Source organism: Myxococcus sp. AM011, from assembly GCF_013372595.1.
GTDB lineage: Bacteria > Myxococcota > Myxococcia > Myxococcales > Myxococcaceae > Myxococcus > Myxococcus eversor.
Genome location: NZ_JABXEM010000022.1, coordinates 46,328 through 64,204 on the forward strand (window position 1 = coordinate 46,328; position 17,877 = coordinate 64,204).

General features: G+C 67.3%; 10 protein-coding genes and 1 pseudogene. 7 read left to right on the forward strand and 4 right to left on the reverse strand.

Going from position 1 to position 17,877, the window contains the following annotated elements:
• From HUW62_RS06950 to HUW62_RS06960, 3 genes are read left to right on the forward strand one after another with little or no spacing between them, the layout of a single operon-like run.
• The gene (locus HUW62_RS06950; RefSeq protein WP_176433942.1) at positions 1-3,306 is read left to right on the forward strand and encodes a YbcC family protein; all 3,306 of its coding nucleotides are present in this window, start codon (positions 1-3) and stop codon (positions 3,304-3,306) included.
• Complete coding sequence (locus tag HUW62_RS06955; RefSeq protein WP_176433943.1) at positions 3,293-4,675, forward strand: proton-conducting transporter membrane subunit; 1,383 nt, start codon at positions 3,293-3,295, stop codon at positions 4,673-4,675. Before HUW62_RS06950 ends, HUW62_RS06955 begins: the two co-directional genes overlap by 14 nt.
• Positions 4,672-6,132 carry a proton-conducting transporter membrane subunit gene (locus HUW62_RS06960; RefSeq protein ID WP_176433944.1) on the forward strand — a complete coding sequence of 487 codons (1,461 nt, stop codon included), beginning with the start codon at positions 4,672-4,674 and terminating at the stop codon, positions 6,130-6,132. The genes HUW62_RS06955 and HUW62_RS06960 overlap by 4 nt, the downstream gene beginning before the upstream one ends.
• Here HUW62_RS06960 and HUW62_RS06965 read toward each other — a convergent pair.
• On the reverse strand, positions 6,066-7,046 hold the full coding sequence (locus HUW62_RS06965; protein ID WP_163863347.1) for a hypothetical protein: 981 nt from the start codon (positions 7,044-7,046) through the stop codon (positions 6,066-6,068). The genes HUW62_RS06960 and HUW62_RS06965 overlap by 67 nt on opposite strands.
• A gap of 401 nt (positions 7,047-7,447) precedes the next feature.
• On the opposite strand from HUW62_RS06965, the gene HUW62_RS06970 reads away from it, so the two are divergent.
• The 3 genes from HUW62_RS06970 (at position 7,448) to HUW62_RS06980 (ending at position 10,074) form a co-directional block, all read left to right on the forward strand.
• Positions 7,448-8,032, forward strand: coding sequence for a hypothetical protein (locus HUW62_RS06970; protein ID WP_163863349.1), 585 nt, complete (start codon positions 7,448-7,450; stop codon positions 8,030-8,032).
• A gap of 93 nt (positions 8,033-8,125) precedes the next feature.
• The gene (locus HUW62_RS06975; protein ID WP_163863351.1) at positions 8,126-9,469 is read left to right on the forward strand and encodes a short-chain fatty acid transporter; all 1,344 of its coding nucleotides are present in this window, start codon (positions 8,126-8,128) and stop codon (positions 9,467-9,469) included.
• Between the two features lie 95 nt (positions 9,470-9,564).
• Positions 9,565-10,074: a hypothetical protein gene (locus HUW62_RS06980; protein WP_176433945.1), complete on the forward strand. Its 510-nt coding sequence runs from the start codon at positions 9,565-9,567 to the stop codon at positions 10,072-10,074.
• Between the two features lie 105 nt (positions 10,075-10,179).
• Here the strand turns inward: HUW62_RS06980 and HUW62_RS06985 are convergent, their stop codons facing one another.
• A complete protein-coding gene (locus HUW62_RS06985; RefSeq protein ID WP_176433923.1) occupies positions 10,180-11,946 on the reverse strand; it encodes a DUF4397 domain-containing protein in 1,767 nt (588 codons plus the stop codon).
• 211 nt (positions 11,947-12,157) lie between these two features.
• On the opposite strand from HUW62_RS06985, the pseudogene HUW62_RS49890 reads away from it, so the two are divergent.
• Positions 12,158-12,280, forward strand: a pseudogene (locus tag HUW62_RS49890) (hypothetical protein); the annotation flags it as partial.
• 2,791 nt (positions 12,281-15,071) lie between these two features.
• Here HUW62_RS49890 and HUW62_RS06995 read toward each other — a convergent pair.
• Both HUW62_RS06995 and HUW62_RS07000 read right to left on the reverse strand, forming a co-directional pair.
• The gene (locus tag HUW62_RS06995) at positions 15,072-15,983 is read right to left on the reverse strand and encodes a Virginiamycin B lyase (protein WP_176433946.1); all 912 of its coding nucleotides are present in this window, start codon (positions 15,981-15,983) and stop codon (positions 15,072-15,074) included.
• A 260-nt stretch (positions 15,984-16,243) separates the two neighbouring features.
• A complete protein-coding gene (locus HUW62_RS07000; RefSeq protein ID WP_176433947.1) occupies positions 16,244-17,392 on the reverse strand; it encodes a PstS family phosphate ABC transporter substrate-binding protein in 1,149 nt (382 codons plus the stop codon).
• Between the last annotated feature and the right edge of the window lie 485 nt (positions 17,393-17,877).

Genomic DNA, 17,877 nt, shown 5'->3' on the forward strand with positions numbered 1-17,877 from the left:
ATGACCCACGCCACTTGTCTGACTTCGCCCTCCGAAGACCGGGGCACGAGGCTGCGCGCCGCGCTGGCCCGGGCCAGCCACGTCCTTCCCGCCCAGGGCCCCATCGGCGTGTTCGTGCACCACAACACGCTGCACGCGTTTCAACACCTGCCCTTCCACGAGGCGGTGGCCACCGCGAGCCGGACCTTCGGCGCGGAGGGATATCTCTCCGAGGCGCGATTCCTGGAGTTGTACCGACAGGGCCGCATCACCGACCAGGACTTGCGGGCGGTGCTCGCGGAGCCGGGCGCGCCCCGTGTCACGCCACCGGAGGAGCTGACATGTGATGCGACGGCGCTGACGCTGCTCGCGCTGCTTCATCCGGTGGAAGCGGAGTCGGAGGCCTCGCTTCGCTGGAAGTTGGAGGAGCGCGGCGCGGCGGACCGGCTCCGCGCGGACCTGCCGCCCACCACGCGGCATGCGCTGCTCCGACGCTCGACCACGGAGGTACGCGCGTGGCTGGAGCGGGTGGGCCGGGACTGGACGATGACAGAGCTGGCGTGTGCGCTGCTCGACCCCGACATTGTGTCCACCGTACTTACGGCGGCGAGCGACATTCCACGGCCCCTTCCCGTGGATGTGGCGCTGCGACTGCTGGGTGTCCCGTCCGGTCGCGTGAACGCCTACGTCGACCGCGTGTCGCGCCAGCTCGATGGGCAGACGGCGCTCACGGTGGAAGGCTGGTTGAGCGCGGAGGCGTCGAGAGTCACCTCCGAGCTGGCCACGGTGTTCGGAGGGGACGGCGGCCTGCGCTCGCTCCGTGAGCAACTGGAGCACGCGCCTGAGACCTTCGCGGTGCGAGCCCTGTGGGCCGCATGTCGCACGACGAAAACAGTATCCGACGAGCAGAGCGTCCCTCCGCGAACGACGGAGCCGCGCAGCCATCGCGAGCTGCTGCTCCAGGCCACGGGCGAGGATGTGAATGACTTGATCCACCCCGTTCTCATCCGTGCCTGCGCGGCATTCCTGGATGAAGGCGTCGCGAATTGGAGCCTGCCGGGCCGGGAGCACGGCCTGCACACGGCCTGGGTGGCGATGATGCGCGACGGGCTCGGCGTCGCGCCCGACTGGCTGGACGGACTGGAAGACGACCTGGTGGCCGAACCGGAGCACACGGTGCTCGGCATACTCGACGAACTGGGCGTGGCCGAGGCCGACTGGGAGCCCTACCTCGTCCGCGTACTGCTCGCGCTGCCGGGCTGGGCGGGGATGATGCACCGGCTGGAGCACCACTCTGGGGACCGCGCCGAGGGAGCACCGCCCGCGCGGCTGCTGGACTTCGTCGCGTTGCGGCTCACCCTGGAACGACGTGCCCTGCGCGCGGTCGCCCGGCGACGACTCGACTACACCGGCCCGCTGTCCGGGCTGGCCCAACTCGCGAGACGTCCCCTCGAATCCACTCGGACCGCGAGCTGGCGACTCTTCCAGTGGGCACAGCTCCTGGCGCTGTCCGCGATGGACGTGGCGGGACTTCCACTTCGAGCCCGGCATGAGCTGCTCGCGGGACTGGAGGACTTCGACGACAGCGCGCGGCGTCGCGTCTGGCAGGAAGCCTACGAGCACCACTATCGAAGCGAGGTGTGCCGAGGTCTCGCGCGCAACCGTCTCCGCCCGGAGGCCGAGCGCACGGTGACGGCACCGCGCTTCCAGGTGATGTGCTGCATGGATGACCGGGAGGAGTCCTTCCGTCGCCACTTCGAGGAACTGGACGCGCGACACGAGACATTCGGCATCGCGGGCTTCTTCGGCGTGGCCTTCGACTATCGCGGGCTGGACGACGCGAGCCACGTCGCGCTGTGCCCCATCGTCGTCACCCCGGCGCACGTCGTGGAGGAGCAGGCGCGCGAGGAGCACCAACCCCTGGCGGAGACCCGAGCCAGACGACGGAGCCTGTGGGCACGCCTCGACCAGATGTTGCAGGAGGGCACCCACGCCCTGGAGCTCTCCTGGCTCTTCGTGCCGCTGCTCGGCCTGTTGTCCGCGCTGGCCCTGCCCTGGCAGCTCCTCTTTCCGCGAGCACGAGGTCGGCTGAGACGGGCCCTCGCCGAGAAGTGCCTGCCCAGGCCCTCCACCCGCCTCACGAGCCTGCGCGAACCCGAGGCCCACCTTGACTCACCGACGCGCAAGGCGCGGGGCTTCACCCTCGACGAGAAGGCGGCGCGGGTGGCGGCATCGCTGGAGAACCTGGGACTGGTGCGGGACTTCGCGCCGCTGGTGGTGGTGCTCGGCCATGGAGCGGTGAGCGTCAACAATCCCCATCAGGCGGCCTATGACTGCGGCGCATGCGGTGGCCGGCACGGAGGACCGAACGCGCGCCTCTTCGCGGAGATGGCGAACCGTCCCGAGGTCCGCGCGAGGCTGCGGGAGCGCGGTCTCCACATCCCTGACTCCACCTGGTTCATCGGCGGGCTGCACAACACCACCACCGACGAAGTGAGCCTGTATGACACGCAGGCCCTTCCGGAGTCAGCGCGTGGGGAATGGGCGGTGCTGCGCGCGGCCCTGGACCAGGCCCGTGCACTGTCCGCCCAGGAGCGCTGCCGACGCTTCGAGTCAGCGCCCCTCGGGCTGTCCGCGCCGGCGGCGCTCCGACATGTCGAGGCGCGCGCGGAGGACCTGGGGCAGCCTCGGCCGGAGCTGGGGCATGTCACCAACGCCGCCTGCATCGTGGGGCGCAGGGCGCTCACCCGAGGACTGTTCCTGGACCGGAGGGCCTTCCTCATCTCCTACGACCCGAGCCAGGACGCGAGCGGCGCCATCGTCGAGCGCATCCTCCTGGCGGCGGGCCCCGTCGGCGCGGGCATCAGCCTGGAGTACTACTTCTCCTGCGTCGACAACGAGCGCCACGGCTGCGGCACCAAGCTGCCCCACAACCTCACCGGCCTGCTCGGCGTCATGGACGGCGCGGAGAGCGACCTGCGCACGGGGTTGCCTCGACAGATGATTGAGATTCACGAGCCGATGCGACTGCTCCTCATCGTCGAGGCGAGCACCGGGGTGTTGTCTTCCATCCTCGCGCGGCAGCCCGCGCTCCAGGAGCTCATCGGTCAAGAGTGGGTGCAGCTCGTGAGCGTGGACCCGGTGACGGGAGAACAGCACCGCTTCACGCGCCACGGCTTCCAGTCACTCACGCCCCCGAAGACCCGCTTGCCGGAGGTGGCCTCCTCGTCGCACTGGTACCAGGGCCACCGCGACTTCCTGCCACCGGCCCTCATTCGCGCGCCAGCGCCGTGTCGCTCGGGAGAAGATCGTCATGCCTGTACCTGAGCTTGCCTGGACCTGGCTCACGGCGATGGTGCCGTTGAGTCCCCTGCTCGCCTTCTTCAGCCTGGGGACGGTGATGTTCCTGCACCGTGCGCCCAGCGAACGTTGGGTGGCGCGCCTGGTGCTGGGGGCGCTGTGGCTGTCATGGGGTTGCGCGGTGGCCACCGTCTTCCATTGGCTGTCTCGACCCGAAGCCGTGCGAGTCATACGGCTGTGTCCATGGTTCTCCTCGAGCGATTCGAGCTTCGACGTGACGCTCCAGCTCGACCCGCTCTCGGCGACGATGTGGCTGCTGACGAGCCTGCTCACCCTGCTCATCGGCCGCTTCTCGGTGAGCTACCTGCACCGGGAGCCGGGCTTCGCGCGGTTCTTCCTGCTGCTGTCGATGTTCTCCTCGGGAATGCTGCTGTTGGTGGGAGGTGGCAGCCTCGACATGCTCTTCGTGGGATGGGAGTGGGTGGGGCTCGCGTCGGCGCTGCTCATCGGCTTCTTCCACGAGCGGTCCGCGCCCCTGAACGCGGGGCTCCGGGCCTTCGGCACCTATCGACTCTGTGACATGGGGCTGCTGGCGGGACTGGTGCTGTTGCATCACCTGACAGGCACGACGGAGTGGAGCGGCGCGTTCGGCCCTGGAGCGGGAATGCACCTCTCCGCGCTTCCGGCCACGGCGCTGAGCCTGTGTCTGTTGCTGGCCGCCATGGGGAAGTCCGCGCAGTTCCCCTTCAGTGGCTGGCTGCCTCGCGCCATGGAAGGTCCCACGCCGTCCAGCGCGCTGTTCTACGGAGCGCTCTCCGTGCATGCGGGGCTGTACCTGCTGCTGCGCACGGCACCACTGTTGGAGCAGGCACCCCTGGCGAAGGGTGCGCTCGTGGTGGTGGGGCTGCTCACGGCGATCTACGCCACCGTCGTGTGGAGAGTACAGACGGATGTGAAGAGCGCGCTCGCCCACGGGGTCCTGACACAGGTGGGCTTGATGTTCGTGGAGGTAGGCATGGGGCTGTACACGCTCGCGCTCGTCCATCTGGTGGCGCATGCGTGTCTGCGCTGTCTCCAGCTCCTTCGCGCACCGTCCGCCCTGCGCGACGTCCAGGCACGACGCGCCGCGCTCCGGAACACACGCGCACCATCCATCGTCACGGCGCACTCGCTGTTGCCGACGCGGTTCTACCGACTGGCGCTGGAGCGCTTCGCGGTCGACGTGCTGTTCGAGCGCTGGCTGGTTCAACCCGTGCTGCGCCTGGGTCATCGGTTGGATGGAGCTGAGCGTCGCTGGGTGGGCGGGCTCGATTCGGGAGCCTCGCGCCCGGAAGTCACCCCCGCTCCACGTCCGGCCGAGTCCGCGCCAGGCAGTCCCACCACGGGGGCCGCATGAGTCCCACCTTGTTCCTCTGCATCCTGGTGTCGCTCCCCCTCGTGGGCGCCGTGCTGCTCACCGTGTCGAGGCAACCCACGCTGGCTCGAGTCATCGCTACGGGCACGGCGGCCCTCACGTGGGTACTCGCCATCGCCGCGCCGCACTTCGCCGGAGGCACTCCAACCGGCACCGGCCTCGCGGTGCCGTGGCTCAACGCGACCTTCCACCTCGGCATGGATGAGCCGAGCGCACGAGCACTGCCACTCGTCGCGCTGCTCACCCTCGTTACCCTCATCGCGAGCCCTCGCCAGGACTCCCACCGGCAAGTCCTCACCGCGCTGCTCCTCACCGAGAGCGCCACGCTGGGCTTCTTCTGTGCACACGACGTGCTTCCGCGGCTCCTCTTCTTCATCGCCATGGCGGCCCCCCTTGCTCGCGGGAGACATGTGCCGTCCGCCGGGCGCGCGGTCCGGGTGTACCTGCTCCTCGGCACCCTGCCCGTCCTGCTGACCCTGGTGATGCTGGGCTGGCACGGGGGCCCGAGAACCCCCTTCCTCTCACCCGAGGAGCTCGCGAGCCTCCTGCCTCACGGCTGGCGCGTGGGGCTCTGCGCACTGCTCCTCATCGGCATCTGCGCGCGACTGGCGGTGGTGCCCTTCCATTCCTGGCTGCCCGTGGTGCTGACGCGAGGCCCTCTCGGCGTCGGGGTCCTTTGGATGAACCTCGCCGCGAGCCTCCACCTCCTGACACATGTCGTGCAGCCGCTCTTGCCAGCGGAGTGGGCCACGGTGGCTCCGGCGTTGGGAAGCCTGGGGGCCGGTGCGGCGCTGTATGGCGCGCTGCTCGCGCTCGTGCAGACGGACCTGCGTCGAATGCTGGCCTTCCTGCTCGTGAGTCAGTCGGGGCTGCTGCTCGCGGGAGTGGCACTGGGTGGCCCCGCTGGACACTCCGGCGCGTGGCTCCAGTGTTTCTCCATGGGCATCGCCTTCACGGGTCTGGAGCTGCTCGTCCGCGCCATCGAGGCTCGCACCGGCACCACGGACCTGGAAGCACGGCACAGGCTCATCACCCGCGCGCCGCGCATGGCCATCACCTTCCTGCTGCTCGGGCTCTGCGCGCTGGGCTTCCCAGGCACGCTCGGCTTCGTCAGCGAGGACCTGCTGCTGCGCGGCACGCTCGGAGCCCATCCCCTGCTCGCGCTGCCACTGCTGCCGACGCTCGCGCTCAATGCCATCACCCTGGTGCGAGCCTTCCAGCGCGCCTTCCTGGGCCCGCGCCCGCGCGGCATGCCGTCCACCGAGGACCTTCTACCCCGTGAGCGTTGGACGACCCTGGCCCTGCTGGTGCTTCTCTGCGTGAGCGGTCTGTGGCCCTCGGCGCTCGTGCGGCCCGCCACCACGCCGGGGCTCTACTCCTCGACTTCCGTCTCGGTCCACTCCTGGTGGTTGAGGTTCGGGTCTCGGTTCGGGTTGTAGTTCGGGTCTTTCGACGGCACGTACTGGCCATTCCCATTCATCCAGTACTGATTCGCGCCCGACTCCACCTGGTGGCGCTTGCCATCCTTGGGGTTGCGGACCGTCTCCTCGTCCTTGATGTAGTTCATGAACCGGTGGTGGTTCCGGTCCGAGGCGGCGTTGCTGTCAGCGTAGTTCGAGGCAATCGCCTGGTTGATGGCGTCGTTCTTCTCATGGAAGGCGCGCTGCTGCGCCTCGAAGGCCGCCTTGTTCGCCTGCATGCGCTGGTTGTGCGCCGCCCAGCTCGCGCGCTCTCGCGCCATCTCGCCCTGGTTGTACGCCTGGACGTACTCCGGATTGTAGCGGGTGTTCGCCAGGGCGTTGAGGACGACCTCCTTGCTCGCCTCGTACCGCTCCTTCGGAGCATCCAGCGCATGGCTGTAGTAGCTCCAGTTCACCATGTTGCCCATGTCTGTCGCCGTCAGGTGGGTCACCATCATGTACGGGTCGCCGTTCTTGTCGGCCCACTCCGTCACCTTCGCGAGGAAGAGCTGCCGCATCGGGCCGACCTTGTAGAGCATGTCCGAGAAGCTCTTGTCGGAGGCCGCGATGGACGGGGCGTCGTACTGCTTCACCAGCTTCGCGCCCTCCTTCTTCGCAATCGGCACCAGGTCCTGCTGGATGACCTGCTCGATGGAGTGGAAGGGCCGCATCGCCTGGCCGCTCCGCGCGTACACCTGTTGCATCATCGGGTCGCCGGAGAACATGAACGTCTTCAGCGGCAGCATGTAGACATTCACGTTGCCCGGGCCGCTCATCGCCGCCTTGCCGTTGTTGACAATCCAGTTGTCCGGAAGCGGCATCATCGCCATCTCCATGAACTTGTCGTCATACAACTTGTGAGGGACGAGCTTGCCGTTCGCAGGGACCTTCATCTTGACCTCGGCCTCGGGTGAGTCGGCTTTCGGGGAATCGCCAGCGGCCTTGTTCTCGCGACAAGCCAGCACCACCACACACGATGCCGCGAGAGGAATCAGGAGAGATTTCATCGATGTCCCGGTTGTCCGCCTGAGCCACCAAAACTAACAGAGGACCGTCCGACCTCGAAAGCGCCCGCCACCCTGCTACGTGACAGGGCAAGAGGGGTGTCTGGCATCACTCAGGGGCGTGCCTACCGTGAAGCACGAAGCCACGTGAACCGGGAGGGGACGACATGATTCAGGCGAGCAGACCGAGAGTCTTGGGAGGTGTCCTCGCGGCCCTCCTGCTGGGAGGCGGATGTAGCTCGAGCCACTCCCACAAGAAGGCGGAGACCGCGAAGGTGGAGGACTCCTGGATGGCGAGGGTGCCCGCCGACCAGATGGACGACGTGCGCCAGGCACAGCTCGTCGTGAACACGGCGCAGGAGAAGGAGAACCGGGCGAAGGTGTCGGTGGAGGACGGCAAGCGAGAGCTGAAGGTGGCGAAGGAGCAACAGAAGGCCACGGAGGCTCGCCAGAAGGCCGCGGAGGCCGCGCTGTCGGCGGCCAAGGAGGGCGGCCAGGCCGACGACATCAACCTGGCTCAGGACGGTCTGGCCCAGTCCAACATGGAGATCGCCGCGGCGAAGGCGCGGACGACCCTGAGCGAGAAGACCCTCACCACGCGCGAGTCGATAGAGAAGGCGCGAGCGAGCGAGGTCAAGGTCGCGGAGGCGGAGCTGGCGCAGACTCGCTTCCTCACCCTCCAGCGCACGGGAGACGTCCGAGCCCAGCAGGTGGACGGCGACGAGCTCGCGCGGAATCTCGAGAAGGCTCGCGCCGAGGCCCGGAAGGCCGAGGACCAGGTCGACGCGAACCTCAGCGAACAGCAGCAGGCCCAGGCCACGTGGAAGGAGCTCGACGCGCAGACCCAGGCGTACGGCGGCAGCGGCGGACCGTAGCGCGGTGAGTCAGGCGCGGCGCGGACAACAGTGGTCGCCACGCGCGGGGATGCCGTAGAACGGGCGGGACACCATCCAGGAGCGCCCGCCCGCGTGGAGACCCTCGTCCGCATCGCCGAAGCCCTCGGCCGCTTCTCCGCGCGCTTCGTGCCCAGCGCGTTCTCCATCGCCGTCCTGCTGAGCCTGCTCACCATGGGGCTCGCCATGGGCTGGGCGGACGCGCCGGCACCCAAGGTGCTGGACGCGTGGGGCGGCGGCTTCTGGGAGTTGCTCACCTTCTCCATGCAGATGGCGCTGGTGATGTTCACCGGCTACCTGCTGGCGCTCACCACACCCGTGCGCGCGCTGTTGGAGAAGGCGTCCGGCCTGGCGCGCACGCCGCGCGGCGCGGTGGCGCTGATGGCCTTCGTCTCCATGGCGCTGGCGTACATCAACTGGGGCCTGTCCCTGGTCGCCAGCGCCATGCTGGTGCGCTACGTCGCGCGGAAGAGGCCGGACGTGGACTACCGGCTGCTCGTCGCCTGCGCGTACTTCGGCCTGGGCGCGACGTGGCACGCGGGCCTGTCCGCCTCCGCGCCGCTGCTCGTCGCCACGCCGGGCCACTTCCTGGAGAAGAGCATCGGCCTCATCCCCATCGACCGGACGCTCTTCTCCTCCTTCAACCTGGCGCTCACCGTGTCCGTCGTCGCGGGCCTCACGCTGCTCGCGTGGGCGCTGCATCCCAAGCCGGAGAACGTGGTGCGCGTGGACCCCGCCGTGCTGGAGAAGCTGGCGGACTTCGTCCCGCCCGAGCGCCCCACGGAGAAGAGCCTGGCCATCTGGTTGGACCACGCGCGGCTGCTCAACGTCATCTTCGGCGTGCTGGGCCTGCTGTGGCTGGGGCGCTACCTGTGGCTCAACGGCGGCTGGCGCGCGCTCAACCTCAACGTGGTGAACTTCACCTTCCTGGTGCTCGCGGTGCTGCTGCACGGCACGCCCGCGCGGCTCATCAAGGCGGCGGAGGAGGCCGGGAGCGTGCTGCACGGCATCGTCCTCCAGTTCCCGCTGTACGCGGGCATCTACGGCATCTTCAAGACGACGGGCCTGACGGACCGCATCGGCGAGCTGTTCGTGTCGCTGTCGACGAAGGAGACGTTCCCCGCCATCGTCTATCTCTACAGCGGCGTGGTGAACTACTTCGTCCCCTCGGGCGGCTCCAAGTGGGCCATCGAGGCGCCCTACCTCCTCGACGCGGCCAGTCGACTGGGCGTCGCGCCAGAGAAAGTCGTCCTCGCCTATGCCTGGGGCGACATGGCCACCGACCTCATCCAGCCCTTCTGGGCGCTGCCGCTCTTGGCCGTCGCGCGGCTCGAGTTCAAGGACATCCTCGGCTTCCTCCTGGTGGCCTTCCTGGTGTACCTGCCGCTGGTGACGCTGGCCTTCTTCCTGCTCGGGTGAGGGGCTGGGCGAGGACCTCGCTTTTCGTGCTAGACAGGGCACAGGCTGGCCGGGGAAGGCCGGCTCGAACTCACCGAACGAGGGGACCCCGAAACATGAAGAAGCTTCTGACGCGGAGCATGGTGTGCGCGGTGCTGGGGATGTCGTCGATGGCCTTGGCGCAGGACGCGGCGCCTGAGGCTCCGGCCAAGGAGCCCGCGAAGGCGCCGAGCGCCGACGCGGTGCGCGACACCTGGAACTATTTCTACAACGGCCAGAAGCAAGGTCCCGTGCTGGTGGAGGCCAAGCTCTGTACGGAGGTGGCCAAGGACGGCCCCAACAAGTACGAGTGCACCGCCGAGGTGGGCGCCGAGGGCGTCAAGGCGAACACCACGGTGATGCTGTGGCAGGCCTACCTGGTGCCCCAGGGCGACTCCTACGAGGACGTCATGGTGCAGACCAAGCAGGGCAACGTGGTCCGCGAGACGAAGGACGTGAAGCTCAAGGGCGACGGCTGGCGCGCGCGGCAGTGGACGGGCGTGCGGCTGAACAAGCCGGGCGCCTGGAGCATCACGGTGATGCGCGGTGACCAGGTCCTCAAGGAGCTGCAGGTCAAGGTGAACTAGTCTCCGGAGGGCCCGTTCACCGGGCCTCCAGCAACACGCGACGCCCGCCGGTGGCCACAGTGGCCCCGAGCGGGCGTCGGTGTTTTCAGCGTCCAGCGCCCTGGCTCATGGAGTCGGCAGCGGGCTGAAGAACGGGTCGTTCGGCGAGGCCGCGCCCCAACCATTCACCCGGGTGTTGAGCACGCGGTATGTGAGGCTGCTCTCCCACTCCCCAATAAGGACGAGGAAGGTGGGTGTGCCGAGCACGCGGCCCCGGATGGTGCGCTCGATGGGCGTCGCCCCCACTGTCTTCAAGCCGAGCCAAGTGTAGGCCGGCGTCGTCGGGGACACCGGCGGAGAGAACGCCACGCCCGTGGCGGGCTGAGCAGGCGTGGCGAAGGCCGCCCCCGTGAACAACGGCGTGAAGGTCTCCCGGCTGGAGCCATCTGCATGGAAAGTATAGGAGCCGAAGTCGAGCGGTGTCGGCGAGCTGGCGGAGCAGTGGACGAAGCGCAGGAAGGGCGACTGCGCATCCTCCGCGGAGAACTCGTCCTTCACGATGGTGATCGTGGGCGTGGCGGCTACGCGGCCACACAGCACCCCCAGGTAGCGACGTCCCGCCTCCAGCGGACCCGTGGTGGCGCCCTCCAGCACACTCTGCAATGGCTGGTTATGCACCGCGACTCGCAGCGAGACGCCCGTAGCCGACACCGGCACGTCCCCTACCCTGGGCGTGGAGCCGTACCGCAGGTCGGTCGCGATGTTCGACGAGCCGTAGATGACCTGGAGCGATGGCGTCGTCCCCCCAACGGAGGCGGGCAGCAGGCCGTTGAAGAAATACACGAGCGGCCCGCGCTGGAGACGCACGGACGTGTCTTCCTTCGCGGTGACAATGAGCAGCGCCGGGGCGCCATCGTCCGCGAGGGTGCGTCGGTCATCACCGGTATTGATGGCGTACAAAGCCTTGCCTTCCTTTAGCGTCCCTTCCGGCAGGGAATAGAACAGCCAGCCGCTCTGAGCAGGCGCGAAGACGGGCAACGTCCCGAGGATGGCCACACGCGTTGTGTCGACGGGGACTGGGACCCCTTCCTCAACGGAGTCCGCCGTGTACGCATCCACGCTGTTGTCTCCGTAGGGTCTGCCCATCTCATCCGCGAAGCGACGCTTTGCCGAATCTGAGAGGACCCGGTCCGCGGACATGAAGCGCACGCGCACCTCTCCTGGGGTTGAGGTGGCCAGTGCGTTGTCCCGCAGCACCACGAGCTTGGGCTTGTCCACACTCTCCGGCTCGACCTGGAGCAGGGAGCCGGCACCGACGATCGTCACCCAGTCACCATCCGCCAGGGCGACATCCGCCAGGGCTGCGATTTCCGGGGCTTCCGCTGTGCCTTCCGCGTCCCGTACCACCAAGCGCACGCTCTGGGTGGGCCCCGTCAGGATGACTTCCTGGAACACCGACACCGACGCCGAGCCCGCCTTCATGGCAGAGAAGAGCTTCGCGGCGCCAACATACAGGTCGACCGAGAACGGGTCCCACGGCCGGTCCGCCGTGTCCGTGGGATTGTTCTTCACCCCGACGAAGGCATTGATGAAGCGCACGTGCGCCCGGGGACGCAGGTCAGGGCCCGCGTCCGGAGGTCCGGCATCCGTCGGCTCGGGGCCCGCGTCTGGGGGGCCGGCATCCGTCGGCTCGGGGCCCGCGTCTGGAGGTCCGCTATCTGTCGGTCCAGGACCCGCATCACCCCCATCCGCCGGAGCAGGCCCACTGTCTCGTCCAGCGTCGATACTTCCCGAATCGGGCGGCCCGTCATCGTCATCGCCGCAGCCGGTGACACCCACCGACAGCACCAAACCCACCACCAGCAGCCACGAACCCAGGACGTTTCTCATCACGTTGATGCTCCAGAGAAATCGACTCGCTGAAGGACTGACAGGGACGGCCCCACTCATTGTGTCACCTGCCGCTCACACTCGGTACGAAGGGGATAGATGGCGCCCGGCCCCTCGGACAGCTCATCGCGCAGGTAGAAGTACGCCATCATCCCCACGTTGAACTGCGCGCGCTGAAGCCAATCACTCAGCGCGGGCTCCTGGCCCGCCCGGACCGCCTCCGTCAGCGGGTTGTCGAGCGAGCAGACCTCTTCCCACATGCGCACGCCGCCAATCGCACTGCGATTGCCACTCGGAGGCTCGGCAGACGCCGTGCCGAAGTTGCCCGTGCGGATGAGATCGCAGGCGCCGCGCCCAGCCCCCAGCATGTTCGCACCCCACTTGCCCCAGTCCGACGTGCGCGGGGAGAAATCGATGTCCACCTCTCCGTATTTGATCCACGCGCTCATGAACTCCGGGGTGAATTGGACGGGCGTCCCACCCGAGGCCATGAACGCCAGATAGCGCGCGCCTCCGTGCGGGTTGATGCTGTCAAACCGTCCCAGGTGGGGAACACCATCCGTGGCGCCAAACAAACCGGTGATGAGATTGGCCACCCGCCCGCCATTAAGCGCCACCAGCACCTTCGCCGCACCTGTCTGCCCATCTCCCGCGCGACCGTGGCAGTTGGAGCAGATTCCCTGAAAGGCCGCCGCTCCCGGCGTCACGTAATAGAGCTCACCCCAAGGTGCCCGAGGGTTGCCCAGCGCGTTCACCATCCACTTGTCGCGCGGGTCGTTCCAGGGGTCATGTCCTGCGGGAGGGCTGCTTTGTGAAGGGAAGCGGCAGGTGCGCTTGGGCAACCACCAGTTGGTAGGGAAGCGCTTCTTGGCGAGCTGCTCGTGCTGTTCGGTGATGGGGTACCGGGTGAGATACTCGAACTCCCCTCGGCCGATGGCTTCCTTCCAGGAGGGGTTGCGCGGCTCGTAGGGGACCTTGTCGGTGAAGTCCTCGGCGATCCACTTCACGTCAATGGGGTCCGCACACGCTCCGGCCACGACCGTCTGCGCCTCTTTCAGGCGCGCCTGTCGGGCCTCGCCCTGCTGGGCGGGGGGCAGCAGCTTGTCGGCGGGCCACTCCAGCGCCGCGATGTAGCGCGCCACCAACAGCGAGGCCCGGCAATCCTGGCCTGGCACGTTGGTCGGCATGTGGATGACGCGGGCATCCGTCTCCTTCGCAACGCGTTGATAGAGCGTACTTGAGGGCGTGCGTAGGAGCAGGTCCTCCGAGAGGCTCTGCACCCCGCAGTCCACATAGAGGCGCTGGCCGTTGCTCTCCTTCACGCCACACGGCTTCCAGCCAAACAGGACTCCGCCCGCGGAGAAGTCCAGCGAGGCGATGGCGGGGTTGCTCTGCACTGCGAAGCCCTGGGGGTTGTGGCACTGGGCGCAGTTGCCAACGAAGTAGCCCTGGAGCTCGAACGTAGCCTTCTGGGCCTCTGGCGAGATGGCCTCCGTCTGCGCCGCCTCCGCGAAACGCTCCAACCGGGGCAGGTACGTCTCCAGCGCCTCCAACTGACGGAAGGCGGGGACTCCCGTGATGACGCCGTAGCGCACCAGCCGGTCCATCTGGTTCAGCTCGTCCTCGTCAATCACCGCCTTCGCGTCCACACCGGCCTCGCCGGGGGCTCGGCGGTTGAGCTGCAACGGGGTGAAGCCGAGGATGAAGTTCTGGGCCTCGGAGCCCGTGTGGCACTGGATACACCGGTGGGCGCCGGGGATGGCGTAGTTGCGCGTGGCGCCGCCAATCTCATGCGCCGTATAGACGAGCACGCGGTCGGAGAACGGCTCGTTGTCGCGGTAGCGCAGGTCATGCAGCTCCGCCACCGTCTCGGCCTCGTTCCAGATGTACGTCCCGAAGAGGGATTGATTCCAGGGCTCGCGGACGATGATGAGCCGCGTCTCTATCTTCCGATAGCGCCGCCGGCCCTGGCCGTCCGACACCGACTTGAAGAATGTCTTGTAGAAGCGCGTGTTGGGCGGGATGTGGAACTTCTGCGTCGCCTCGTCGTACCGGATGGACTGTCCTTTCGGTACGTGGACCAGCCGCAGCTTCTTGGCATTGTCGGAGAAGAGCGGATAGGTGGGCGCGAAGGCCACCGTGCCGTGGTCGGCCAGTCTATCCGAGTCGAACGTCACGATGTCGCTGTCCGTCTCCGACAGGAGGCGGGGCAACTTCGTGAGCCCGGCGAAGTAGGCATCCTTCTCTGGGTCGCTTCCCAGCGGGTAATCCTTGGCGACCTGGGGGATGCAATTGCCCAGATCCGTCAATGAGTCGCCCACCTCCCGCGCCACCGCGACCCCGCCCTCCGAGCTGTTTTCACAGACGACGGGGAACGTGCCTATCGGCGAGCCCCGGGCAAGCCAGGCGTTGAGCGCGCAGGACAACTCCACCGCTTCCTTGAGCTGCTGGGGCGAGGCCCTGGGCGGCATCTCTCCTTGAGAGGCTTTCAGAGCCATCCGCGCGCCGTCGCGCTTGAGTCCCTCCAGATCCGCCGTGTACTGGAAGCCTCCCTGGACGTTCGGAGGCAGGTGGCAGGTGCCGCACTGCGCCCCAACTCGCGCCAGCAGGTTATCGTAGGTCTCCGTCACCGTCGGCCGGGTGGCGGCCAGCCGCAGGGGAATCTTCTCGCCGGAGCGTGCCGGAGTGCAGATTGGCTCGAAGGGAATAGGCGTCACTATCTCCGTCCCCCCGGCCGCCGGCTCAGAACGACATGCCAGCAAGGCTGGGAAGAACGACAGACACACCACCAGCACTCGGCTTGGGGCAGGCCCCATCCGTGTCAATCCCATGTTGCTGTCCCTCCCGCATCCATCTGGATGCACCGTGGTCGCCCCCAGGCCGCCGAGTCATTTCAGACACGAACAACCTGCCAGGATGGGTGCACCCTATTCGGGAGGTCCGTCAGGAAATGACAAGTCCTTGCAACAAGATCAGACACACCCCACACCGCAATGAAAATCCTCCCATGACAATGAAAACCACCCAGCCGTGACGCACTGCAACTGCCTTTCCAGTCTCACGAATGCGTCACAGCCCGGCGACCCCTGGAAACATATGTCTCGGGAACGTCACACCTGGGACATCAATCAGGGGACAGCGATGGTGCGAATCTTCCCGAGCTTGTGGTTACCGCGCTCGGTGAACCAGACATGCCCATCCAAGCACCAGTTGCCCGGAGGGGCGATGACGAGGCCGGACGGGCGGCTGTCAGGCGTGGGCAGGGTGAACTCGGTGATGGTTCCGTCATGAGTGATGCGACCCAGGCGGTTGCCCCCGAGCTGGGTGAACCAGAGGTTTCCATCTGGCCCCAAGGCGATGGCGCTCGGCTCGCTCTCGGCGGTGGGCAAGGGGAACTCCGTCACCACACCGGCAGGAGTGATGCGGCCAATCTGGTTGGCGTCCTGCTGGGTGAACCAGAGATTGCCGTCCAAGCCCGCGACGATGGCGGACGGAAAGGACTGCTCGGTAGGCAGGGGGAACTCGCGGATGACGCCCTCGAAGGAGATGGAGCCCACCTTGTTGGCGGACTGCTCGACGAACCACAAGTTACCGTCGAAGCCCTGGGCGATGCCGCGCGGCTGGGCGGCGGCGGTGGGTAACGGGAACTCCGTGATTTCACCCGAGGGAGTGATGCGGCCAATGCGGTTGCCGATGAGTTCCGTGAACCAGACGTTGCCGTCCAGACCCGCGGCGATGCCGATTGGGCTCGCGCCACGGTTGGGCAATGGGAATTCCGTCACCACGCCCTGCCGGGTGATGCGGCCAATCTTGTTGGCGGCCAGCTCCGTGAACCAGAGGTTCCCATCAAAGCCCGCGGCGATCTGCTGCAAACCCACGCCGGTGGTGGGAAGGACGAACTCGGAGACTGCGCCCGCACGAGTGGCGCGGCCAATTTTTCCAGAGCCGGCCTGCGTGTACCAGAGCGCCAGGTCGGGCCCCAGGGCGATACTCAGCGGGCCGGCACCGGTCGGCAGGGCAATCTCCTCCACGTCACCCACGGCACCACGAGAATCACGACATACCCAGGGTGCCGCGCGAAGGTCCGACGCCAGCGCGGGAGCGCCAAGCCAGGATGTGGAGAGAAGCAACAGAGAGGAGCGAAACAGTACGCGAAGCTGAGAGCGCATGGAGGGTGGGGCTTTCGGCTGAGGCAGGTGGACGCGGAGGCATTCCCCTCCACGAGAGACGGGCCGAAGAGGCAGACAGGTGCCCTCCGGCCCGAGGTATTCAGTGACGACTGTCGAAGCGTGATTTCACATCAGGTGCCGGAGCAGAGCCCCGCGCCACGGCCCAGGTCGCCACCGCAGTCCAACGGGGTCGAGTCGCTGCAGCGAATGAAGCCCTGCTGGAACAAGATCTCCTCGAACTCTTCCGAGCCGGCGGCGCTGTAGACCCAGTCATAGAGGCGGCGCTCGCTGCTCGGCTTGACGCGGTTGACGTTCTCGTTCAGGAAGATGCGGCGGGACAGCGGGTAGACGTCCGTCGCACCAGCCTGGAGCAGCTTGCGCACGTTCGCGGGGCTGGGCTCGATATATGCGCTGGTCGCCGGGGTGATGGGGGCCACGGCCTTCAGCCAGAGCTTGGCATTGCCGGCCAGCGTCGCCGAGTCACCGGCGTAGCCGATGGCGTTGTTGTCGTTTGCCGTCAGCTTGCCGATGCAGGTGGTGGCGCTGTCCGAGGACGTGCACGGGCTGGGGTTGGAGGCAGCACCGTCGACGATGACAGTGATGCCAGTGCCGGCAGGGATGTCAGGGCAGAAGGTGCCGCCCTTGAGCAGCGACTTGAACGTGTCCGTAGTGCCGGAGAGATCATCGCGGCGGTACTTGACGATGGGGGCGGACGGCTGACTGGCGTCGATCTGGTTCCAGTTGGTGGGGCACGCGTCGGTGATGGCGACACCCGCGCTGTCTGTGGCGAAGAAGATGCGGCGCAGTTGCTCCGTGGTGAGGCCCGTGTTGGGAAGCGCGGAGAACCGGGTGGACTTCACGAACGCGCTCACCGCGTCCAGGGCGATGGTGTTGCTGCGCTCGCCAGGGCAGCAGGCGCCCGTCGCCGTGCCAGTGAAACAGGCGGAACCCGACGCCGTCTTCGGCGCCGCGAAGTCACGCGACATGGGGGCCAGCCTCTGCGCCCCCGCAGGGCAGAAGCCGCTGGAGCCCACGCCATTGCGCAGGCAGGCCTCGCCCACGCCAGAGCCCTTGCCCTGGATGCGCAGCCCGGAACCGGCCTGCGCACCGGCCACGATGAGCGCCTCCTTCAGCGTGTCCGAACCATAGAAGTCCGGAAGGAGCGACGCCTTCTGCTCCACCGCCTGGGCCTCCTGGGCCCCCGCGCCGGACTGACCTCCACAACCCACGACCGACATGGCAACCACCGTGGCGGACATCACCCACTTCATGCTGTTCATGGACGGCTCCTTGGCTGCTGTGCTGGTTTCAACGCGGCGCAAGGTGCCTGAATGGACAGACATCCGATGACTCAACTTCGTCAATTCCACGACAGGACCACGTCACGCCGCCACCGACACCCAATTCGTTGCATGTTCGTGTTTGTCATCGAATCGTGATGTCCCCATCCGCCCCACCCCACGGATGTGCGCGCGCGAGGCCAGGAACCGGACCGCGCGGCGCCTGTCATCTCCAGGACAGATGAGGGCCAAGCGCCACGCCTGCTCGCCGCCCGGAGCGCTACAGGCCTGTCTGCCTTCCAGCCGTGCGCGTCGTTTTTCCTCCAGCGTCAGCTGGTGGACAGGGATTTTTTCAGGAGAGCGGACACCTTTCTCGTCCTCCAGGCCCGGGTCCCTCTCGCGCCCAGAGGGAAGAGGCTTCCTTGGACAGTGCTGGCAATCGCCTTGCAGAAGCATCCTCGCGGTTGAAGGGCAGGGGGTCGTCG